This is a genomic window from Acinetobacter chinensis (assembly GCF_002165375.2).
Classification (GTDB): domain Bacteria; phylum Pseudomonadota; class Gammaproteobacteria; order Pseudomonadales; family Moraxellaceae; genus Acinetobacter; species Acinetobacter chinensis.
This window is the reverse complement of the sequence record NZ_CP032134.1, coordinates 3,146,261-3,162,637: the sequence shown is the minus strand read 5'-3', so window position 1 is coordinate 3,162,637 and position 16,377 is coordinate 3,146,261. Positions and strand designations below refer to the sequence as shown.

The 16,377-nt window shown below is 42.9% G+C and carries 19 protein-coding genes and 1 pseudogene; 14 read left to right on the top strand and 6 right to left on the bottom strand.

Annotated elements, in window-relative coordinates; translation table 11 throughout:
• Positions 1-61: 61 nt before the first annotated feature.
• Positions 62-1,300: a dicarboxylate/amino acid:cation symporter gene (locus CDG60_RS16060; RefSeq protein ID WP_087512891.1), complete on the top strand. Its 1,239-nt coding sequence runs from the start codon at positions 62-64 to the stop codon at positions 1,298-1,300.
• Positions 1,301-1,389: 89 nt separating this feature from the next.
• Here CDG60_RS16060 and CDG60_RS16055 read toward each other — a convergent pair whose 3' ends face one another.
• The 4 genes from CDG60_RS16055 to hmpA all read right to left on the bottom strand — a co-directional run bounded on the left by CDG60_RS16055 (position 1,390) and on the right by hmpA (position 5,151).
• Positions 1,390-2,337, bottom strand: coding sequence for a metal-dependent hydrolase (locus CDG60_RS16055; RefSeq protein WP_087512832.1), 948 nt, complete (start codon positions 2,335-2,337; stop codon positions 1,390-1,392).
• 158 nt (positions 2,338-2,495) lie between these two features.
• Positions 2,496-3,341: a ribosome biogenesis GTP-binding protein YihA/YsxC gene (gene yihA, locus CDG60_RS16050; RefSeq protein ID WP_087512831.1), complete on the bottom strand. Its 846-nt coding sequence runs from the start codon at positions 3,339-3,341 to the stop codon at positions 2,496-2,498.
• Positions 3,342-3,426: 85 nt separating this feature from the next.
• Complete coding sequence (locus CDG60_RS16045; protein ID WP_087512830.1) at positions 3,427-3,855, bottom strand: RrF2 family transcriptional regulator; 429 nt, start codon at positions 3,853-3,855, stop codon at positions 3,427-3,429.
• An 87-nt stretch (positions 3,856-3,942) separates the two neighbouring features.
• The gene (gene hmpA / locus CDG60_RS16040; protein ID WP_087512829.1) at positions 3,943-5,151 is read right to left on the bottom strand and encodes an NO-inducible flavohemoprotein; all 1,209 of its coding nucleotides are present in this window, start codon (positions 5,149-5,151) and stop codon (positions 3,943-3,945) included.
• 315 nt (positions 5,152-5,466) lie between these two features.
• On the opposite strand from hmpA, the gene CDG60_RS16035 reads away from it, so the two are divergent.
• From CDG60_RS16035 to CDG60_RS16015, 5 genes and pseudogenes are all read left to right on the top strand, one after another.
• The gene (locus CDG60_RS16035; protein WP_087512828.1) at positions 5,467-5,835 is read left to right on the top strand and encodes a hypothetical protein; all 369 of its coding nucleotides are present in this window, start codon (positions 5,467-5,469) and stop codon (positions 5,833-5,835) included.
• A gap of 11 nt (positions 5,836-5,846) precedes the next feature.
• Positions 5,847-6,431, top strand: coding sequence for a hypothetical protein (locus CDG60_RS16030; RefSeq protein ID WP_087512827.1), 585 nt, complete (start codon positions 5,847-5,849; stop codon positions 6,429-6,431).
• 17 nt (positions 6,432-6,448) lie between these two features.
• Complete coding sequence (locus CDG60_RS16025) at positions 6,449-6,967, top strand: hypothetical protein (RefSeq protein ID WP_087512826.1); 519 nt, start codon at positions 6,449-6,451, stop codon at positions 6,965-6,967.
• 55 nt (positions 6,968-7,022) lie between these two features.
• Positions 7,023-7,397, top strand: a complete 375-nt coding sequence (locus CDG60_RS16020; protein ID WP_087512825.1) for an RNA-binding protein — start codon at positions 7,023-7,025, stop codon at positions 7,395-7,397.
• A 131-nt stretch (positions 7,398-7,528) separates the two neighbouring features.
• A pseudogene (locus tag CDG60_RS16015) lies at positions 7,529-8,763 on the top strand (ATP-binding protein).
• 52 nt (positions 8,764-8,815) lie between these two features.
• Here CDG60_RS16015 and CDG60_RS16010 read toward each other — a convergent pair.
• Both CDG60_RS16010 and CDG60_RS16005 read right to left on the bottom strand, forming a co-directional pair.
• Entirely contained in the window at positions 8,816-10,363 is a 1,548-nt protein-coding gene (locus CDG60_RS16010) for a helicase HerA-like domain-containing protein (protein ID WP_087512824.1), read from the bottom strand.
• A 252-nt stretch (positions 10,364-10,615) separates the two neighbouring features.
• Entirely contained in the window at positions 10,616-11,800 is a 1,185-nt protein-coding gene (locus CDG60_RS16005; protein WP_087512823.1) for a PLP-dependent transferase, read from the bottom strand.
• A gap of 162 nt (positions 11,801-11,962) precedes the next feature.
• Between CDG60_RS16005 and CDG60_RS16000 the strand changes: the two genes are divergently transcribed.
• From CDG60_RS16000 to rplV, 8 genes are all read left to right on the top strand, one after another.
• Entirely contained in the window at positions 11,963-12,700 is a 738-nt protein-coding gene (locus tag CDG60_RS16000; protein WP_087512890.1) for a type 1 glutamine amidotransferase, read from the top strand.
• A gap of 265 nt (positions 12,701-12,965) precedes the next feature.
• Entirely contained in the window at positions 12,966-13,277 is a 312-nt protein-coding gene (gene rpsJ, locus CDG60_RS15995; RefSeq protein ID WP_004725677.1) for a 30S ribosomal protein S10, read from the top strand.
• Positions 13,278-13,336: 59 nt separating this feature from the next.
• Complete coding sequence (gene rplC / locus CDG60_RS15990) at positions 13,337-13,975, top strand: 50S ribosomal protein L3 (protein WP_087512822.1); 639 nt, start codon at positions 13,337-13,339, stop codon at positions 13,973-13,975.
• 11 nt (positions 13,976-13,986) lie between these two features.
• Complete coding sequence (rplD, locus tag CDG60_RS15985; protein WP_087512821.1) at positions 13,987-14,589, top strand: 50S ribosomal protein L4; 603 nt, start codon at positions 13,987-13,989, stop codon at positions 14,587-14,589.
• Positions 14,586-14,906, top strand: a complete 321-nt coding sequence (rplW, locus tag CDG60_RS15980) for a 50S ribosomal protein L23 (RefSeq protein ID WP_087512820.1) — start codon at positions 14,586-14,588, stop codon at positions 14,904-14,906. The genes rplD and rplW overlap by 4 nt, the downstream gene beginning before the upstream one ends.
• Before the next feature lie 11 nt (positions 14,907-14,917).
• Complete coding sequence (rplB, locus tag CDG60_RS15975; RefSeq protein ID WP_087512819.1) at positions 14,918-15,742, top strand: 50S ribosomal protein L2; 825 nt, start codon at positions 14,918-14,920, stop codon at positions 15,740-15,742.
• A gap of 19 nt (positions 15,743-15,761) precedes the next feature.
• Positions 15,762-16,037, top strand: coding sequence for a 30S ribosomal protein S19 (rpsS, locus tag CDG60_RS15970; protein WP_004281508.1), 276 nt, complete (start codon positions 15,762-15,764; stop codon positions 16,035-16,037).
• A 9-nt stretch (positions 16,038-16,046) separates the two neighbouring features.
• Positions 16,047-16,376: a 50S ribosomal protein L22 gene (gene rplV / locus CDG60_RS15965; protein WP_087512818.1), complete on the top strand. Its 330-nt coding sequence runs from the start codon at positions 16,047-16,049 to the stop codon at positions 16,374-16,376.
• The last annotated feature ends 1 nt before the right edge of the window (position 16,377 follow it).

The window sequence follows — 16,377 nt, the reverse complement described above, 5'->3', positions numbered from 1 at the left end:
TCGATTCTGAAAAAATCACATGGCATATTGCCCTCAGGATTGAATGATAAAAGCAGATGCCATGAGCTTGAATACACAAATATTAATTGCTGCGATTCTGGGATTGATTGCGGGATACGTACTGACTCTGTTTCCAGGAAGTCAATTTTTTCATGCAGGTATCTATGGATTAAGCATTATCAGCAGTATTTTTATCGGTCTGCTGAAGATGCTGTTGATTCCTTTGATTTTCAGTTCCATTGTCGTTGGTGTATCCAACTTACAGGCAGGCGGTCAGCTGGGGCGGGTATGGAAAATTACGGTAGCTTGCTGTGTGACGACCACGACCCTGGCACTGATTCTGGGAATTGGCAGTGCGCATCTGTTTGATGTTGGCAAGGGTGTGGATATTGCCATGTTTCAGCAGGCAATGAGCGAGCACCAGACACCGGATACACTGACACCGACCTCATTTTTGACGAATTTTATTCAGAACACACTGATCAATCCTTTCAAGGCATTTGCTGAAGGGAATGTGCTGGCAGTGGTGGTATTCGCTCTGTTTATCGGGGTTGCACTGGTTCATGGCGGAGACCGCTTCAGAACGGTACGTAATCTGAGTGCGCAGTTTTTTGACATTATGATGCTGATGATCGGCTGGGTGATGAAACTGGCGCCACTGGGTATATTTGCACTGCTTGCGAAACTGCTTGCGACTGAAGATATTTCAGTACTGAGCCGTCTGGCTGAATTTGCTGTGGTGGTGACAGGAACCACCATTTTTCACGGTGCTGTTGTTCTGCCTTTACTGTTATGGATTTTTGGAAAGATGGATCCGCTGACCTTTTTTAAGGGTACACGGGCAGCATTGATTACGGCATTCGCCACCAGTTCAAGTTCAGCAACCATGCCTTTATCACTGAAATGTGCCCAGGAAAATCTGGGGGTCAGACCACAGACTGCAGGTTTTGTTATTCCACTGGGGACGCAGCTGAACATGGATGGTACGGCACTGTATGAAGCAGCCGCAGCCTTGTTTATTGCCAATCTGATGGGGCTGGATCTGAGTCTGGGGCAGCAGGTGATTGTCTGTCTGACGGCTATGATTGCATCTCTGGGCGCACCGGGTATCCCAAGTGCAGGCATGGTGACCATGATTATGGTGCTGCAGTCTGTGGGATTGCCTGCGGAAGCGATTGCGATTTTATTGCCGATAGACCGTCTGCTGGACACGGTGCGTACCGTGGTCAATGTTCAGGGCGATATGATGATTTCTGTGGTGGTGGATCGGCATACCCGTGAAATGGAACAGCAGACCTGACGGTTCTGCTGAACAGTATGCTTTCAACAGACATTAAAAAAGCAGGATTGAAATCCTGCTTTTTATTGAGCTGAATATTTAATATCAGTTTAGGCGGCAACCTTTGGTAAAGCGCGTTTTGCAGCAGGGGACTGATCCAGGTATGCAATGGCATCTTCAGTTTTTGCTTCATGTACTGGATCGTACCACGGCATTAAGTAACCGAGCTGTTGTGAAACCAGCCACAGCGGGTGAGGCATGATACGGTTATCTTTTTGAGCGATACTCGCCCATTCACGCCAGATCCACGGTTTATAGAATGCAGGTTTTTTGTCTGCAAAACGTGGATCCTGTCCCATGATGTGTGCCGCACCATCGACCCATAGCGCCAGAATAGCCACAATGGCAATCACACTTTGATAATAGCGGGAAATATAACCACCGCCCAGGTGACGATATAAATCAAAAGCAACAGTACGATGTTCAATTTCTTCCGCGCCGTGCCATTTGATCAGATCAAGCATGTTTGGATCTGCGCCTAATTTTTCCCATTGGGTATTATAAAGCGCATATTTACCTAATACACAGGTCATGTGCTCAACTGTCGCAACAATACCGACACGGAACAGATCCCATTGATGGTCAAGTGCTTTGGGAACTGTGATCCCGAGTGGCTGATCTGCCAGTAATTTTCCAAACAGAAAATCCATAAGATCCAGGTTGCGCTGAATGTCGATGTTACGAACGGTCAGATATTCTTTATTTGCTGATACATGTGCCTGTGCATGCATTGCTTCCTGGCGGATAAATGCGCGGACATCTTCAGCCAGTTTTTCATCAGTGACTTTAGGTAAAACACGGTTGTACAGACGGCAGAACCAGAACTCGCCCGCAGGAAGAATATTGTTAATTTCATTAATAAAATAACTGGTGAACGGATGGTCTGGAATCCAGTCCACAGGCGTTTCTTGCCATTCAAATTTAACCTTACGCGGTTTGATGGAGTAGGAAATGGAAGATCCAATTCGGGAGTTACGGAAACGATCAAAAATTTTCATGCTTATCATCCTTTTAATTTTTCTTGCTTCACTAAGCATAACCATAAGACATACCAGTCAGCATAAAAAAATTGTCCCGAATTGTTATTAGCAATTCGGGACAATTGATTGTCAATTAAAGATGAATCTGGTCGGACAATCTTTAAATTACAGCGAAATCAGGGCGTATCATTTCTGTCATCTGAAGGAGTGTTTTCAGTCTCAGTCTCAGAAAAATCATCTGGATCTTCATCCAGGTCATCTTCTGAAACGTCAGCAATCGAATTGATATCAAAATCCTGTGATTGTTCAAGTGTGAAGTTCAGACGACCTGCCATCACACTCGCCAGTTCTTCCAGTCCCTGTTTGTTCAGGGATGAGAACAGCTGAATGGAGAATTCAAGTTTCATCTTTTTCAGTTGTTGCTGTACATCCAGCAGGACTTTGCTGGCAGGACCACGATTGAGTTTGTCAGATTTGGTTAAAAGTACATGAACAAATAAATGACGTGAATACGCCCACTCAAGCATCATGACATCGAAGTGCTGAAGTGGATGACGGATATCCATCAGGAGTACCAGTCCCTGCAGGCTTTCACGGTGAATCAGATAATTTTCAAGTTCTTTCTGCCATACAATCTTCATGGCTTCAGGAACGGCTGCATAGCCATAACCAGGTAAATCGACCAGTCGCTGGTCAGGATTGCCCAGGCTGAAAAAGTTGATCATCTGGGTGCGTCCGGGACGCTTTGATGCACGGGCAAGCTGTTTCTGGTTGGTCAGGGCATTGATGGCGCTTGATTTACCGGCATTGGAGCGACCGGCAAATGCGACTTCATAACCTGTATCATCCACACACAGATTCAGTTTTGGAGCACTCATCAGAAACTCAGCTTTACGCAACCAGGTCAGTGCCCGTCCAGCATATTCATCAATGACGGAATCAGTCTTTTTTGAATAATTGAATACCTGCTTTGGCGCATTCGCAACTTTACTGTTTCTGGATTTTCCTCTGCTGTGGTGCATGACTCAACTTCAATTTATTACCTGTAATTCTGCATTATAAAGGAAGACGCTTCACCAGGCGAATTTTAGCGTTCACAGTGAGTGATTAAAGGTTCAGTAATGCAATTGGGGAGTTTTTCGGTGGGGCATTCAGTACTGTGCCCAGCGTGTACTGATCCAGGCTTGAATAAAACTGCTCAAGTGCCTGATCCAGTATGCCTTTCAGCCCGCAGTTGGAACGAAGTACGCAGGGCGGGGTGTTGCATTCCACAATCTGATTTTCACCCTGAAGAATACGGACCATAGTGCCCAGCTTTAGTTGCAGTGCTTTTTCATTCAGACGGATTCCACCACCTTTTCCTCGGGTCGTAATCAGCCACTCGTGTTTACCCATAAAATGCACTATTTTTACCAGGTGATTCTGTGAAACACGAAGATCAGTGGCAATTTCGGCAATGGTATAAGGTGTTTCTCTAGGGCGTGAAACATACATCAGAATACGTAAGGCGTAGTCAGTAAATTTATTCAGCTGCATGATAATATTGTGGGTGTTGGAGAAATCAATAAGGGTTAGTCTAGCATAACTAAACTAACCCTATTTTATTTCAGGTGGGCGGGAGAGTTAGTGTTTTACACCACCCGTACCGAAAGCTTCGCTGTGAATACTGGCAGCCGGGATACCACAGGCAATTAAAGCTTTCTGTTGTTCAGCCATAAATGGCATTGGACCACATAGATAATAGTCTGCATTTTGTGGCAATAAAGCCGTATCAATGGTACTGAGATCCAAACGACCACTGATTTCAAAGTCCTCTCCCTGTTTGTCACTGGCATGTGGAAACTCATAAGCAGTCACAGTGTTGAGGCGTGGATATTTCGCTTTCAGATTATGAATATGCTGTTTCATTGCATGTACATGTTTGCTGCGACAGGCATGTATAAAGGTAACGGGCTGCGGCATATCCAAAGTTACCAGTTGATTCAGCATCGCAATCATTGGAGTTAAGCCGACACCACCGCTGATGAAGACATTGCGTTTATTTGGATCAATGAGATAGAAGTTCCCTGTTGGTGCAGACACTTCAATTTCTGAACCGACATCCATACCATGCAGAGTATTCGATACCCAGCCTGCAACCAGGTCACCTTTCTGATCCTCACGTTTCACTGAAATACGTAAATAGTCGGCTTGTGGGCTGGTGGAAAGTGTATATTGGCGCGGTTGTTTTAAACCAAGCTCCTCAACAATTACGCGTACCGAAATATATTGACCTGCTTCATATTTTGGTAAGTCGCCACCATCTACAGGTGCAAGGTAGAATGATGTAATTTCTTCGCTTTCCACCACTTTTTTAGCAATTTTGAAATTGCGCCAGCCTAACCAGCTGCCTTTAGTTTGCTGGTGCTGTTCATAAATGGATTTTTCAGTACTGATGAATAAATCAGCCAGTTGACTATAGGCCGTAGCCCAGGCATCAATTAAAGGATCTTCCATTGAAATACTCAGAACTTCACTGATGGAATGAAGCAGGTTTTCTCCAACAATATTGTAATCTGGTGCTTGAATATTCAGGCTGACATGTTTATGAGCAATCATCTCAACAACAGGTAGCAGTACGGATGGATCTTCAATGTTTTCTGCATAAGCCAGTACAGCCCCTGCCAAAGCCTGTGCCTGCGCACCACTGCGTTGATGCCCCATGTTGAAAGTTTCTTTTAAGCTGGGGTTATTGCCCAGCATACGGTTATAAAAATAGCCAGTTAATGCTACGCCATTTTCACGAAGTACAGGTACAGTGGCTTTTACAAGGTTAATTTGCTGCGGAGTCATGCTTGATCTCTCATGGCTATATAAGATATATTTAAAATACATTTTATATGATCACTTGTAAATATCTTTTCAGATTAAAACCATAATTTTTTTATGGAATATACTTATGATCTGGTTTTTTATTGAAATTTAGTGAAAATATTATGGATAAAATTATGGATAAAATGTACATCTTGAGTGAATTCAATGATTATGTAGAGGGACTTTCCTTATTTTTGTCAAAACTTTACCTATTTCGGGTTAACCTCCTCATTTGAGGATAGTGTACCTTTCTAAAAGTTGTTTAGACTAAAAGTTTATGTAGGAGATCATAAGATGCAAAAGACAAAAATGATTGCTGGTACAGTGTTACTAATGGGGTTGTTGGGTTCTGGTGTGGTACAGGCAAATGATGATGTTCGTTATGGCTACTGTTCCACAAGTTACGGTGAGTCCACTAATCCGCACTATGTGGTTTCTTCTGTATTTCGTATTAAAAATGGTATTTACCATGTTGGTGTTCAGAATAGTTTTCGGTCTTATGTTAATGCTGAATTTGGGACTTTAAGTGATTCTCCAAATTGTTCAATACTATATGCTTCATATCAGGAAGCAGCAGATAAACGTAATGATGAGATCAGTCAAATAAGAAATAGATTTGAATTTCCAGTTCATACAGTCCATTGGTCATATTATGGTGACTAAAGAGAATCACTATGAAAATACCTTTCCAAAAAATCGCCATTGTCTGTTTGGCGACAAGCATGGTTTTAAGTGGTGGCTGCGTGTCACCATATTTTAAGCGTTCATATGTTTCAGTTGCAGAACAAGATGGAGGTAATGGTAAGACGGTTGGGTCATTATTTGTTTGGAATTCTGATGTTTCCGCAGCAGTGATAGATAAAAAAGGACATACTTGTGTTCAACGAGCATTAACCACTAAAGATGTAAAAGCCAGTGTTGCACTGTCAGATCAAATCCTGAAATGGACGAAGGCATTGGAAACCACTAGAAATGAAAAAGAGCGAGAGGCTTTAAGTGCAGCGATTGCAACCACTTCAACACTTTTGACCACCACCACTGAACGCACAGCTTTTCTTGATACAGGTTTATTTTATATCTGTCAGCTTGGGGCAAATAATACTTTAAAACAAGATGAAGTCATTGCGTTAAGCAAACAACTCATTCAGTCCGCAGCAGACTTAAAAGACAATCAGTTTATACCTAACACTGTAAATGGTGCAAACGCCCCTGTACGTTTGGTTGAACCGACACCACCTCAGCCACCCATTGAGCCTTAACTAATTTGGAGCAAAAAATGAAAAAGTTAACTACGGCAATTCTTTTTGGGGCGTTATGTACTGTGCCTGTTGCTTATGCCAATACGCCTCAACCTAGTGTTGAAAATGCACAAAAATTTATTGTCGAAGTATTAAATGCTAAGGCAACAACATTCTGGAGTACTCCTCCATCATTTGTTTCGAATGCAAAATTTAAAGATAAAAAAATTATTTCTGCAAGTGGCGATAGGTGTACGACAGAGGTTACTGTGTCATATCAGGAATCCAATATCTTAATTGACGATAGAGGTAGTTATGTATCAAAATCTAATACAGCGACAATAGCATGGAATAATATCTCAAATGTAAAGAGACCTTATCCTAACAGTTCTGGTGAGGATATTGTGATTGAAGGAAGTATTACTTGGAATGGTGGTCTTACAACTTCAGGAGTAAGTTTTATGGCAGATTCAGTAGCAATGGCAAAACGTTTGGAGACTGCTATGAATTTTTTACGTGAACAATGTGATACCAAGAAAAGCCAATATGGTTTTTAGTGGGTGATTGGTGGGGCAGCGATTTAGCCTAAAAAATATGAGGCTTTAATCAAACATGAAAATCCATCAAATCTTGGTTGGGGCTGTATTGTTTGTAGCAGTATTGGGTTCTGGTGCGGTACAGGCAGAGCCAGCAAATGACGATGCTTATTGTTCAGCTAGTTATGGTGATGCTGCTGATTTAAAGCATGTTGTTAGCTCAGTCTTTACAATTCGGACTGAGGTTTATATCTATAATGTCGAAGTTGAACGCTATTTTCAGGACTATGTCGATGCTGAATTTGGGGTTCTAAGTGAGTATCCAGAGTGCTTCATACGCTATGACACCTATCAGGAAGCGGCAGATAAACGTCATAATGAAATCAGTGATTTAAAAAATAAAGATAATGGAATAGTTCAGATTATTCGTTGGTCATATCATGATGATTAAGCATTTTTGTCGCACAATGCTGTAAGAAAAGTTTAGAGTGGAATCTAATCTTTTTGAATAAATTCTATTTCTTCATACTTACACTCTAAACTTTGATATTATTGGTGGAGATATTAGAGTGTGGGCGAAACATGAGAACACCAAAGATCCGCAGGGAAACCTATTTGGACTTTTTGCATACATGGTAAGACCGTGACCTGATTAAAGTGCTGTCGGGCGTGCGTAGTTCAGGCAAATCGACTTTATTGGCATTGTTTCAGCAGGATTTACAGGCACAGGGTGTACAGCCACAAAATATCATTGCCATTAATTTTGAAATGATGGAATTTGAAGAGCTGACCGACTATCGTAAACTGCTTGACTATATTTTATCAAAAGTCGATAAAAGCCAAAAAAACTATGTGTTTTTAGGTGAAATTCAGCATGTTGCACAATTTGAAAAAGTCGTAGATTCCCTCTATGTACGAGAGTATATCGACTTATATATTACAGGTTCAAATGCGTTCTTTTTAAGTGGTGAATTGGCAATTCTACTCACAGGACGCTACATTGAGCAGATATTTTACCTTTGTCATTTCAAGAGTTTAAGCAATGGCATAGCGAGAATAATCCTGCTATTCAGCAATTATCCAATGAAGTGCTGTATGGTATGTATATCCGCAGCAGCTTTCCTTATACGCTGGCAATATCGAACCAGCAAGAAAGCTATGATTATTTGCAAACTGTGTACGCCGGTATCATGTTTAAAGATGTGATTCCACGTTTAAAGACGAGTGATGTGAATGCACTGGAACGAGTGGCAAAATATTTAGCCAGCGTCACAGGCTCAGCCATTTCCATAAAAAAAATCAAAAACACCTTTGCTTCTAGTGGTGTGAAAATTTCCTTTGAAACCGTCAAACGCTATATTCAGGGCTTGCAGGATGGTTTGCTATTTTATCGTGTTGCACAATTTGAAGTGCGTGGTCGTGAGTTGCTGCAATCATCAGAAAAATACTATCTGGTTGATGTGGGTTTACGCCGTATTATGCTGCCCGATGCCAGTGCAGACCAAGGACATATTTTAGAAAACGTGATTTATCTGGAATTACTAAGACGTGGCTATACGGTTTATGTTGGGCGAATTGATGAATATGAAATTGATTTTGTAGCAGTCGATACGATGCAAAATCTTGCTTATTATCAAGTGGCTTTAGACACGCTCAACGAAGATACTTTGGCACGAGAATTACGCCCACTGCAAAAAATATCCGACTCCTATCCAAAGTATCTTTTAACTTTAGATTGGATCGGTGCTGATACAAATTATAATGGTATTGTGAAAATGAATGCTTTGGATTGGCTGTTATCTAAAGAAAATCGTTAAATTGTTGCAGTCCTATTCTTGATATATTACTGAATAGGGCTGCAACAAAAAACTACTTCTTAAACAACGACCCCAACAGTCCCCGAACGATTTTCTGACCTGTACTGCCTCCCAGGCTGCGGGCAGCACTTTTTGCAAATGTCCCTACAATATCCTGTGTCAGTTTTGCGCGTGCAGCTGCTTCTTTCTCAGCTTCTTTAGCCTGAAGCTTTGCCAGTCGCTCCTGTTCTTTGGCTTGCTGTTTTGCAAGTGCATCCTGCTCTTTAGCCTGCTGTGCAGAGAGAGCATCAGCCTGTTTCTGCTGTTCACTTTCAGACACTTTGCGCTGCAGCATTTCATAGGCGCTGTCACGGTCTACTTCCTGTTCATAAACCCCTGCCACGATGCTTTGTGCCATCAGTGTTTTGCGTTCATCAGGTGTGATTGGGCTGAATGAGGAGTAGGGAGGCATCACCATACCTTTTTCCACAATCTGAGGCGTACCCTGTTCATCCAGGCAGCTGATCAGCGCCTCACCCACAGCTAACTGAGTAATGGCTTCATCCACCTTAAACTCAGGATTTGCCCTGAATGTATCTGCTGCAGTTTTTACTGCTTTCTGATCTTTTGGTGTAAATACCCGTAATGCATGCTGTACACGGTTCCCCAGTTGTCCCAGGACATTTTCAGGAATATCCAGTGGACTTTGGGTAATAAAATAAATACCGACACCTTTTGAGCGGATCAGGCGCACCACCTGCTGAATTTTTTCCTGCAGTGCAGGGCTGGCATTATCAAACAGCAAGTGCGCTTCATCAAAGAAAAACACCAGCTTAGGTTTGTCCATGTCGCCGACTTCAGGCAGTTTTTCAAACAGCTCTGAGAGCATCCACAACAGAAAAGTTGCATACAGCTTGGGTGTATTCATCAGCTTGTCAGCAGCCAGCAGGTTGATATATCCCTGACCATTACTGTCGGTCTGAATAAAATCCATGATATCCAGGCTGGGCTCGCCAAAAAACTTATCTCCACCCTGATCGGCCAGAGCGAGCAGATTACGTTGAATTGCACCCAGGCTGGCAGGTGAAAGGTTGCCATATTCGGCTTTCAGACTGGCCGCATTTTCACTGACATAAGTCAGCATGGATTTTAAGTCTTTAAAATCAATCAGCAGCAAGCCCTGATCATCTGCAACGCGGAATACAGCAGAAAGCACACTTTCCTGTGTGTCATTCAGATTAAGCATCTGTGCCAGCAGTAACGGACCGATTTCTGAAATGGTGGTGCGGATCGGGTGTCCCTGTTCACCAAAAAGATCCCAGAATGTCGTTGGAGATGAAGCAAAAGGAACACTGTCAATTCCTAAGCTTTTAATGCGTTCGTCAAATTTAGGATTGGATGCGCCGGCTTTGGCAATACTTGAAACATCCCCTTTAGCATCAGCAAGGAATACAGGTACACCAATACGTGAAAAACTTTCTGCAAGTACTTTGAGCGTTACAGTTTTACCTGTACCTGTCGCCCCTGCAATCAGTCCATGACGGTTGGCAAATTGTGAATGTAAAACGATGTCTTGTAAGGTATCTGATGTTTTTTTTGCAATGACGATTGGCGTTGCCATAAATAAACCTATTTCTAACTATAAACTTTGGAATTATTGGCTTAATTTTTAACATAGAAAGAATGTGTTGTGCTTAATTTTTATCTGTTTTTACAATGCTCAGACAAAGTCCGACTAAATATTAAATCACTGAATTTATAGTGCTTATAGATGTTTTAATGTGTGTAACTCACTTCTAATAACGTGCACCAAAAAAAGAACAACAGGCTTTACTATGCGTGTTGTTCTTAAGTGCTATTAAATGCATTTGATTTACAAAGCTTTTAAAGCCTGCTGAATATCCGCAACTAGATCATCAGCGTCTTCCAGGCCAATACAAAAGCGAACCAATATGCCTTGTTGTAAATGTGAATGCTCTAAATGACGCATATCAGCCAGGTTATACAACATCACTAAACTGACTGGTCCGCCCCAACTAAAACCGAGTTTAAAAAGCTTTAAAGCATCGCAGAATTTACGAATCGCATTCATATCATATTCAGCTTTAAAGATGACACTGACTAAGCCTGCACTTTGTTCGGTCTGACAAGTTTCTTTCCAATATGAATGGCTGATATTTTCAGGGTCAGCAGAGTGAAGGACTTGTGCAAAAGCCTCTTGTGTTTTGAGCCACGTTAAAAGTTGTAATGCGCTATTTGATTGATGCTGATAGCGGATTTGCATCGACGCTAAGCTACGCTGAACTAGTGCTGCATCATCCCCTGAAATCGCAATGCCCTGTACGGCATGAGTACGGAACAGTTTGTGATGTAATGCTTTATCCTGAGTAATGACAGAACCCATCAGAATATCACCGCCACCACTCGGATACTTGGTCAGCGCATGGACGGTTATATCGACGCTCAGATGTTCATTGCTGAAATCAAAAGCATTAAATGCAAGCCCTGCGCCCCAGGTATTGTCTAAAGCAGTCAGTATATTATGAGCCCTGGCTTTTTTGACCAGACCGATCAGATCAGGAAATTCAAGCGTGATGGAGCCGGCAGCCTCGAGCCACAGCAGCTTTGCTTTTTCAGTCGGCTGAAATGTCGCTACATCTATAGGGTTATACACCCGAACCTGAATACCGTAATGACTTTCCAGATAATTCAGATGCTCCATGTTGGGGCCGTAGATATTGTCAGGAACCCAGACTTCATCGCCCTGATATAAAAAACAGGAATTGACCAGGTTTATTGCAGAAAGACCACTGGGCGTCAGGAGGTGGTATTTCCCACCTTCGATCTGAGCAATGTTGTCGCCCAGGGTAAATGTGGTTGGTGTTCCATGTGTGCCATAGCTGTAGTCGTAGTCATCGGTCCAGTGGCGATTAAACAGTGCATCGGTGTTTCTGAAAATAATCGTGGATGCACGAAACAGGGGAGGTTGTATGGTTTCAATATACTGACCGGCTTTTCTTGGTGCATGAATCAGTGCTGTCTGAAATTTTTTGTCCACAGATATACTCTAAAAATTATTGCTGATTGACCTAAGCTTAAGAGTAAACGGTGTTTTATGGCTAGAGAACCCTGTAAATGTTTAAAAATATAACAAAAACAGAAGTTGGCTTTATTTTTGCTAAATCTAATCAGAGTAAATATAAAAATGAGTCTTTAAATGATGAAGTCACCATTAAAAGTACATTATTTTCAACATATTGCAGGTGAAGGTTTCGGCAGTTGTCTGAGTTATCTCAAAGCTGGGCATGCAGAGATTACGGCAACCGAATTTTTTGCATTACCTGTGGAGCAGCCACTTGAGCTTGAAGCACTGCCAGAGATCAATGATGTTGATCTGCTCATTATTATGGGTGGCACAATGAGTGTAAATGACGAAGCAAATTTTCCATGGCTGAAAGTTGAAAAGCGCTGGATACGCCGTTATCTGGCACAGGGAAAGCCGGCTATCGGTCTTTGTCTGGGCGGACAGCTGATTGCCAGTGCACTGGGTGCGGCTGTCAGCCGGAACCGTCATCAGGAGCTTGGGTGGACATCCGTGACGAAGGTTGGAAATGTACCGGAAGGAACTTTTGAACTGCCTGAAGTCTTCAGTGTCATGCAGTGGCACAGTGAAACATTTGAACTGCCGAAAGGGGCGGTTCATCTTGCTGAAAACAGTGTTTGCCGTAATCAGATGTATCAGCTGGGCAGTAATGTGCTGGGTTTTCAGTTCCATCCTGAAATGACCCCAGAGGTATTACAGATGTTTCTGGAAAATGATGAGGAGCTTGCGGTTTTTAATGGTATCTATGTGCAGAACGAAAAGGAGTTGAAGCAATCGCCAGAACACTGTTTTGAGCAGGGAAATCAGCTGCTCAACAGAGCAATAGACTATGTTCTGGCTAAAACTGCGTGCTGATTAAATAATAAACACCTGATCCTGCTGAACTTCTGTAATCAAAACGAAAAAAGGTAAAAGAAGTTTGCTTATGCATTAAACAATCGCTATAATGAGCGACCCTTTAATGAAAGGGGGTTGGCTGTGAATAAAACAGTCAGCATCGTGACAGTCGTGGCATCGATCATGACCTTAGTGATATTCACTGCTCTTGACACTTGCCTTTTTAGTGGGGTGAGATGCGTCAGGAGTGATTCTTTATATATTTGGCTTGGAGTTAACTGGTATGTCTAACCAGAGAATTCGTATCCGTCTTAAGTCTTTTGATCACCGTTTAATTGATCAATCTTCTCAAGAGATCGTAGAAACAGCAAAACGTACTGGTGCACAGGTTTGTGGTCCAATCCCGATGCCTACCCGTATCGAACGTTTTAACGTTTTAACATCACCACACGTTAACAAAGATGCGCGTGACCAGTATGAGATCCGCACTTATAAACGTCTGATCGACATCGTTCAGCCTACAGACAAAACTGTAGATGCACTGATGAAGTTGGATCTTGCAGCTGGTGTTGATGTTCAGATCGCATTGGGTTAAGGCTTTCGGTTAATTAACGCTCTAAGTTAATTAGGCCGCTTTTTTAGAGGTTTATGCACATGGCTATTGGTTTAGTCGGTCGCAAGTGCGGTATGACACGTATCTTTACAGATGCTGGTGTTTCTGTACCTGTAACAGTGATTGAGGTTGATCCTAACCGCATCACTCAAATCAAAACGCTTGAAACTGATGGTTATCAAGCGATTCAAGTCACTACTGGTGAACGTCGCGAATCTCGCGTAACTAACGCTCAGAAAGGTCACTTTGCGAAAGCTGGTGTTGCTGCTGGTCGTCTGGTTCAGGAATTCCGCGCTACAGAAGCTGATCTTGAAGGTCGTGAAGTTGGTGGTTCTCTTACCGTTGAACTGTTCACAGTGGGTCAGATTGTTGACGTAACTGGTCAGTCTAAAGGTAAAGGTTTCCAAGGTGGTGTTAAGCGTTGGAACTTCCGTACGCAAGATGCTACACACGGTAACTCTGTTTCTCACCGTGTTTTAGGTTCTACTGGTCAAAACCAGACTCCTGGTCGCGTATTCAAAGGCAAAAAAATGGCTGGCCATTTAGGTGCTGAACGCGTAACTACACAGGGTCTTGAAATCGTTGCTATCGACGTTGAACGTTCAGTTCTTGTTGTTAAAGGCGCGGTTCCTGGTGCTACCGGTGGTGACGTAACTGTACGTCCTACAATCAAGGCCTGAGGGGAAATATTGTGAATTTAAATACTGTTTCCGGCTCTGCTGTTGAATTATCTGAAGTTGCTTTCGGTCGTGAATTCAACGAAGCTCTTGTACACCAGGTTGTTACAGCTTATTTAGCTGGTGGTCGTCAAGGCTCTAAAGCACAGAAATCACGTGCAGACGTTTCTGGCGGTGGTAAAAAACCATTCCGTCAAAAAGGTACTGGCCGTGCGCGTGCTGGTTCTATCCGCAGCCCGATCTGGGTTGGTGGTGGTAAAACTTTTGCTGCCCGTCCACAGGACTGGTCTCAAAAAGTAAACCGTAAAATGTATCGCGGTGCAATGCAATGCATCCTGGCTGAACTTGTTCGTCAAGATCGCCTGGTACTGGTTGAAGAGTTTGCTGTTGCAGCTCCAAAAACTAAAGAATTGCTTGCGAAACTTAACGACTTGAATGCAGTTCGCGCATTGATCGTTACTGATGCTGTTGATGAGAATCTGTATCTTGCTGCACGTAACCTTCCACACGTTGATGTGGTTGATGCTGCTGGTATTGATCCTGTTAGCCTGATTGCGTTCGATAAAGTTGTTATGTCTGTTGCTGCTGCTAAGAAAATTGAGGTAGAACTTGGATGAACAACGAACGTATCTATCAAGTCCTGCAAGGACCTGTATTCTCAGAAAAAGCACAAGTTTTAGGTGAAACTGCTGGTGTTCAGGTTTTTAAAGTTGCACTTGATGCAAACAAACTTGAAATCAAGAAAGCAGTTGAGCAACTCTTTGGTGTTCAGGTTGTTAAAGTTAACACAACGATCACTAAAGGTAAGACTAAACGCTTTGGTAAAACTATCGGACGCCGTTCTGATGTTAAAAAAGCATACGTCACCCTGAAAGCTGGCCAGGATGTTGAAATGGCTGACTTGGGCGATACCGCTGAAAGCGCAGCGGAATAAGGACGAAAATTATGCCAATTCAAAAATGTAAGCCAACGTCTCCAGGGCGTCGCTTTGTAGAGAAAGTGGTTCATAATCACCTTCACAAAGGCGCACCATATGCTCCGTTGACAGAAGCTAAAAAACGTACTGGTGGTCGTAACAATAACGGTCACATTACGACTCGTCACGTTGGTGGCGGTCATAAACAACAGTACCGTATTGTTGACTTCAAACGTAACAAAGACGGCATTCCTGCTGTAGTTGAACGTATTGAATACGATCCTAACCGTACAGCTCATATTGCACTTGTGCTTTATGCTGATGGTGAGCGTCGTTATATTATTGCACCTAAAGGTCTTCGCGCTGGTGATAAAGTACAGTCTGGTAACGATGCTCCAATTCGTCCAGGTAACTGCTTGCCACTTCGCAACATGCCTATCGGTTCTACTCTTCACAACATTGAACTTAAAATCGGTAAAGGTGCTCAGTTAGCACGTTCTGCTGGTGCTTCGGTTCAGCTGTTGGGTCGTGACGGTTCTTACGCAATCGTTCGTCTGCGTTCAGGCGAAATGCGTAAAGTACACGTTGAATGTCGCGCTGTGTTAGGTGAAGTATCTAACTCAGAAAGCAACCTTCGTTCACTTGGTAAAGCAGGTGCATCCCGCTGGCGTGGCGTTCGTCCTACCGTTCGTGGTATGGCGATGAACCCAGTTGATCACCCACATGGTGGTGGTGAAGGGCGTAACAAAGGTATTCAACCTGTAAGCCCATGGGGTCAAAAAGCTAAAGGGTACAAGACACGTACCAACAAGCGTACGACTAAGATGATCATTCGCGACCGTCGCGTTAAGTAACAAGTAAAGGAATCTGACAATGCCTCGTTCTCTGAAAAAAGGCCCATTCGTCGATGCGCACTTGTTCGCTAAGGTTGAAGCGGCTATCGCGGCTAATAACCGTAAGCCGATCAAAACTTGGTCGCGTCGTTCGATGATCCTCCCGGATTTTGTTGGTTTAACAATTTCTGTCCATAATGGCCGTAACCATGTTCCAGTGATTGTATCTGAACACATGGTTGGTCATAAACTCGGTGAATTCGCGCCAACTCGTACCTATCGTGGTCACGGTGTTGACAAGAAATCTAAACGTTAAGGTGCGATGATGGAAGTTACTGCTAAATTATGCGGTGCCGCTATCTCGGCACAAAAAACTCGTTTGGTTGCAGACCTGATCCGTGGCAAATCTGTTGCTCACGCGCTTAATATCCTGAACTTCAGCAACAAAAAAGCTGCCGTTCTAGTTAAAAAAGCACTGGAATCTGCGATTGCAAACGCTGAACACAATAACAGTTTAGATGTAGACGACCTTAAGGTAACTACGATTTACGTTGATGAAGGCACAAGCCTTAAACGTATTATGCCACGTGCTAAAGGCCGTGCAGATCGTATTACTAAGCGTACTTGTCACATTACCGTTAAGGTAGGGGTTTGAT

Bases quoted from the DNA above. Each gene is read 5' to 3' on its own strand.
- CDG60_RS16060 (WP_087512891.1), top strand. From the start codon at position 62: ATGAGCTTGAATACACAAATATTAATTGCTGCGATTCTGGGATTGATT.
- CDG60_RS16055 (WP_087512832.1), bottom strand. From the start codon at position 2,337: ATGAAAATTTTTGATCGTTTCCGTAACTCCCGAATTGGATCTTCCATT.
- yihA (WP_087512831.1), bottom strand. From the start codon at position 3,341: ATGCACCACAGCAGAGGAAAATCCAGAAACAGTAAAGTTGCGAATGCG.
- CDG60_RS16045 (WP_087512830.1), bottom strand. From the start codon at position 3,855: ATGCAGCTGAATAAATTTACTGACTACGCCTTACGTATTCTGATGTAT.
- hmpA (WP_087512829.1), bottom strand. From the start codon at position 5,151: ATGACTCCGCAGCAAATTAACCTTGTAAAAGCCACTGTACCTGTACTT.
- CDG60_RS16035 (WP_087512828.1), top strand. From the start codon at position 5,467: ATGCAAAAGACAAAAATGATTGCTGGTACAGTGTTACTAATGGGGTTG.
- CDG60_RS16030 (WP_087512827.1), top strand. From the start codon at position 5,847: ATGAAAATACCTTTCCAAAAAATCGCCATTGTCTGTTTGGCGACAAGC.
- CDG60_RS16025 (WP_087512826.1), top strand. From the start codon at position 6,449: ATGAAAAAGTTAACTACGGCAATTCTTTTTGGGGCGTTATGTACTGTG.
- CDG60_RS16020 (WP_087512825.1), top strand. From the start codon at position 7,023: ATGAAAATCCATCAAATCTTGGTTGGGGCTGTATTGTTTGTAGCAGTA.
- CDG60_RS16010 (WP_087512824.1), bottom strand. From the start codon at position 10,363: ATGGCAACGCCAATCGTCATTGCAAAAAAAACATCAGATACCTTACAA.
- CDG60_RS16000 (WP_087512890.1), top strand. From the start codon at position 11,963: ATGAAGTCACCATTAAAAGTACATTATTTTCAACATATTGCAGGTGAA.
- rpsJ (WP_004725677.1), top strand. From the start codon at position 12,966: ATGTCTAACCAGAGAATTCGTATCCGTCTTAAGTCTTTTGATCACCGT.
- rplC (WP_087512822.1), top strand. From the start codon at position 13,337: ATGGCTATTGGTTTAGTCGGTCGCAAGTGCGGTATGACACGTATCTTT.
- rplW (WP_087512820.1), top strand. From the start codon at position 14,586: ATGAACAACGAACGTATCTATCAAGTCCTGCAAGGACCTGTATTCTCA.
- rplB (WP_087512819.1), top strand. From the start codon at position 14,918: ATGCCAATTCAAAAATGTAAGCCAACGTCTCCAGGGCGTCGCTTTGTA.
- rpsS (WP_004281508.1), top strand. From the start codon at position 15,762: ATGCCTCGTTCTCTGAAAAAAGGCCCATTCGTCGATGCGCACTTGTTC.
- rplV (WP_087512818.1), top strand. From the start codon at position 16,047: ATGGAAGTTACTGCTAAATTATGCGGTGCCGCTATCTCGGCACAAAAA.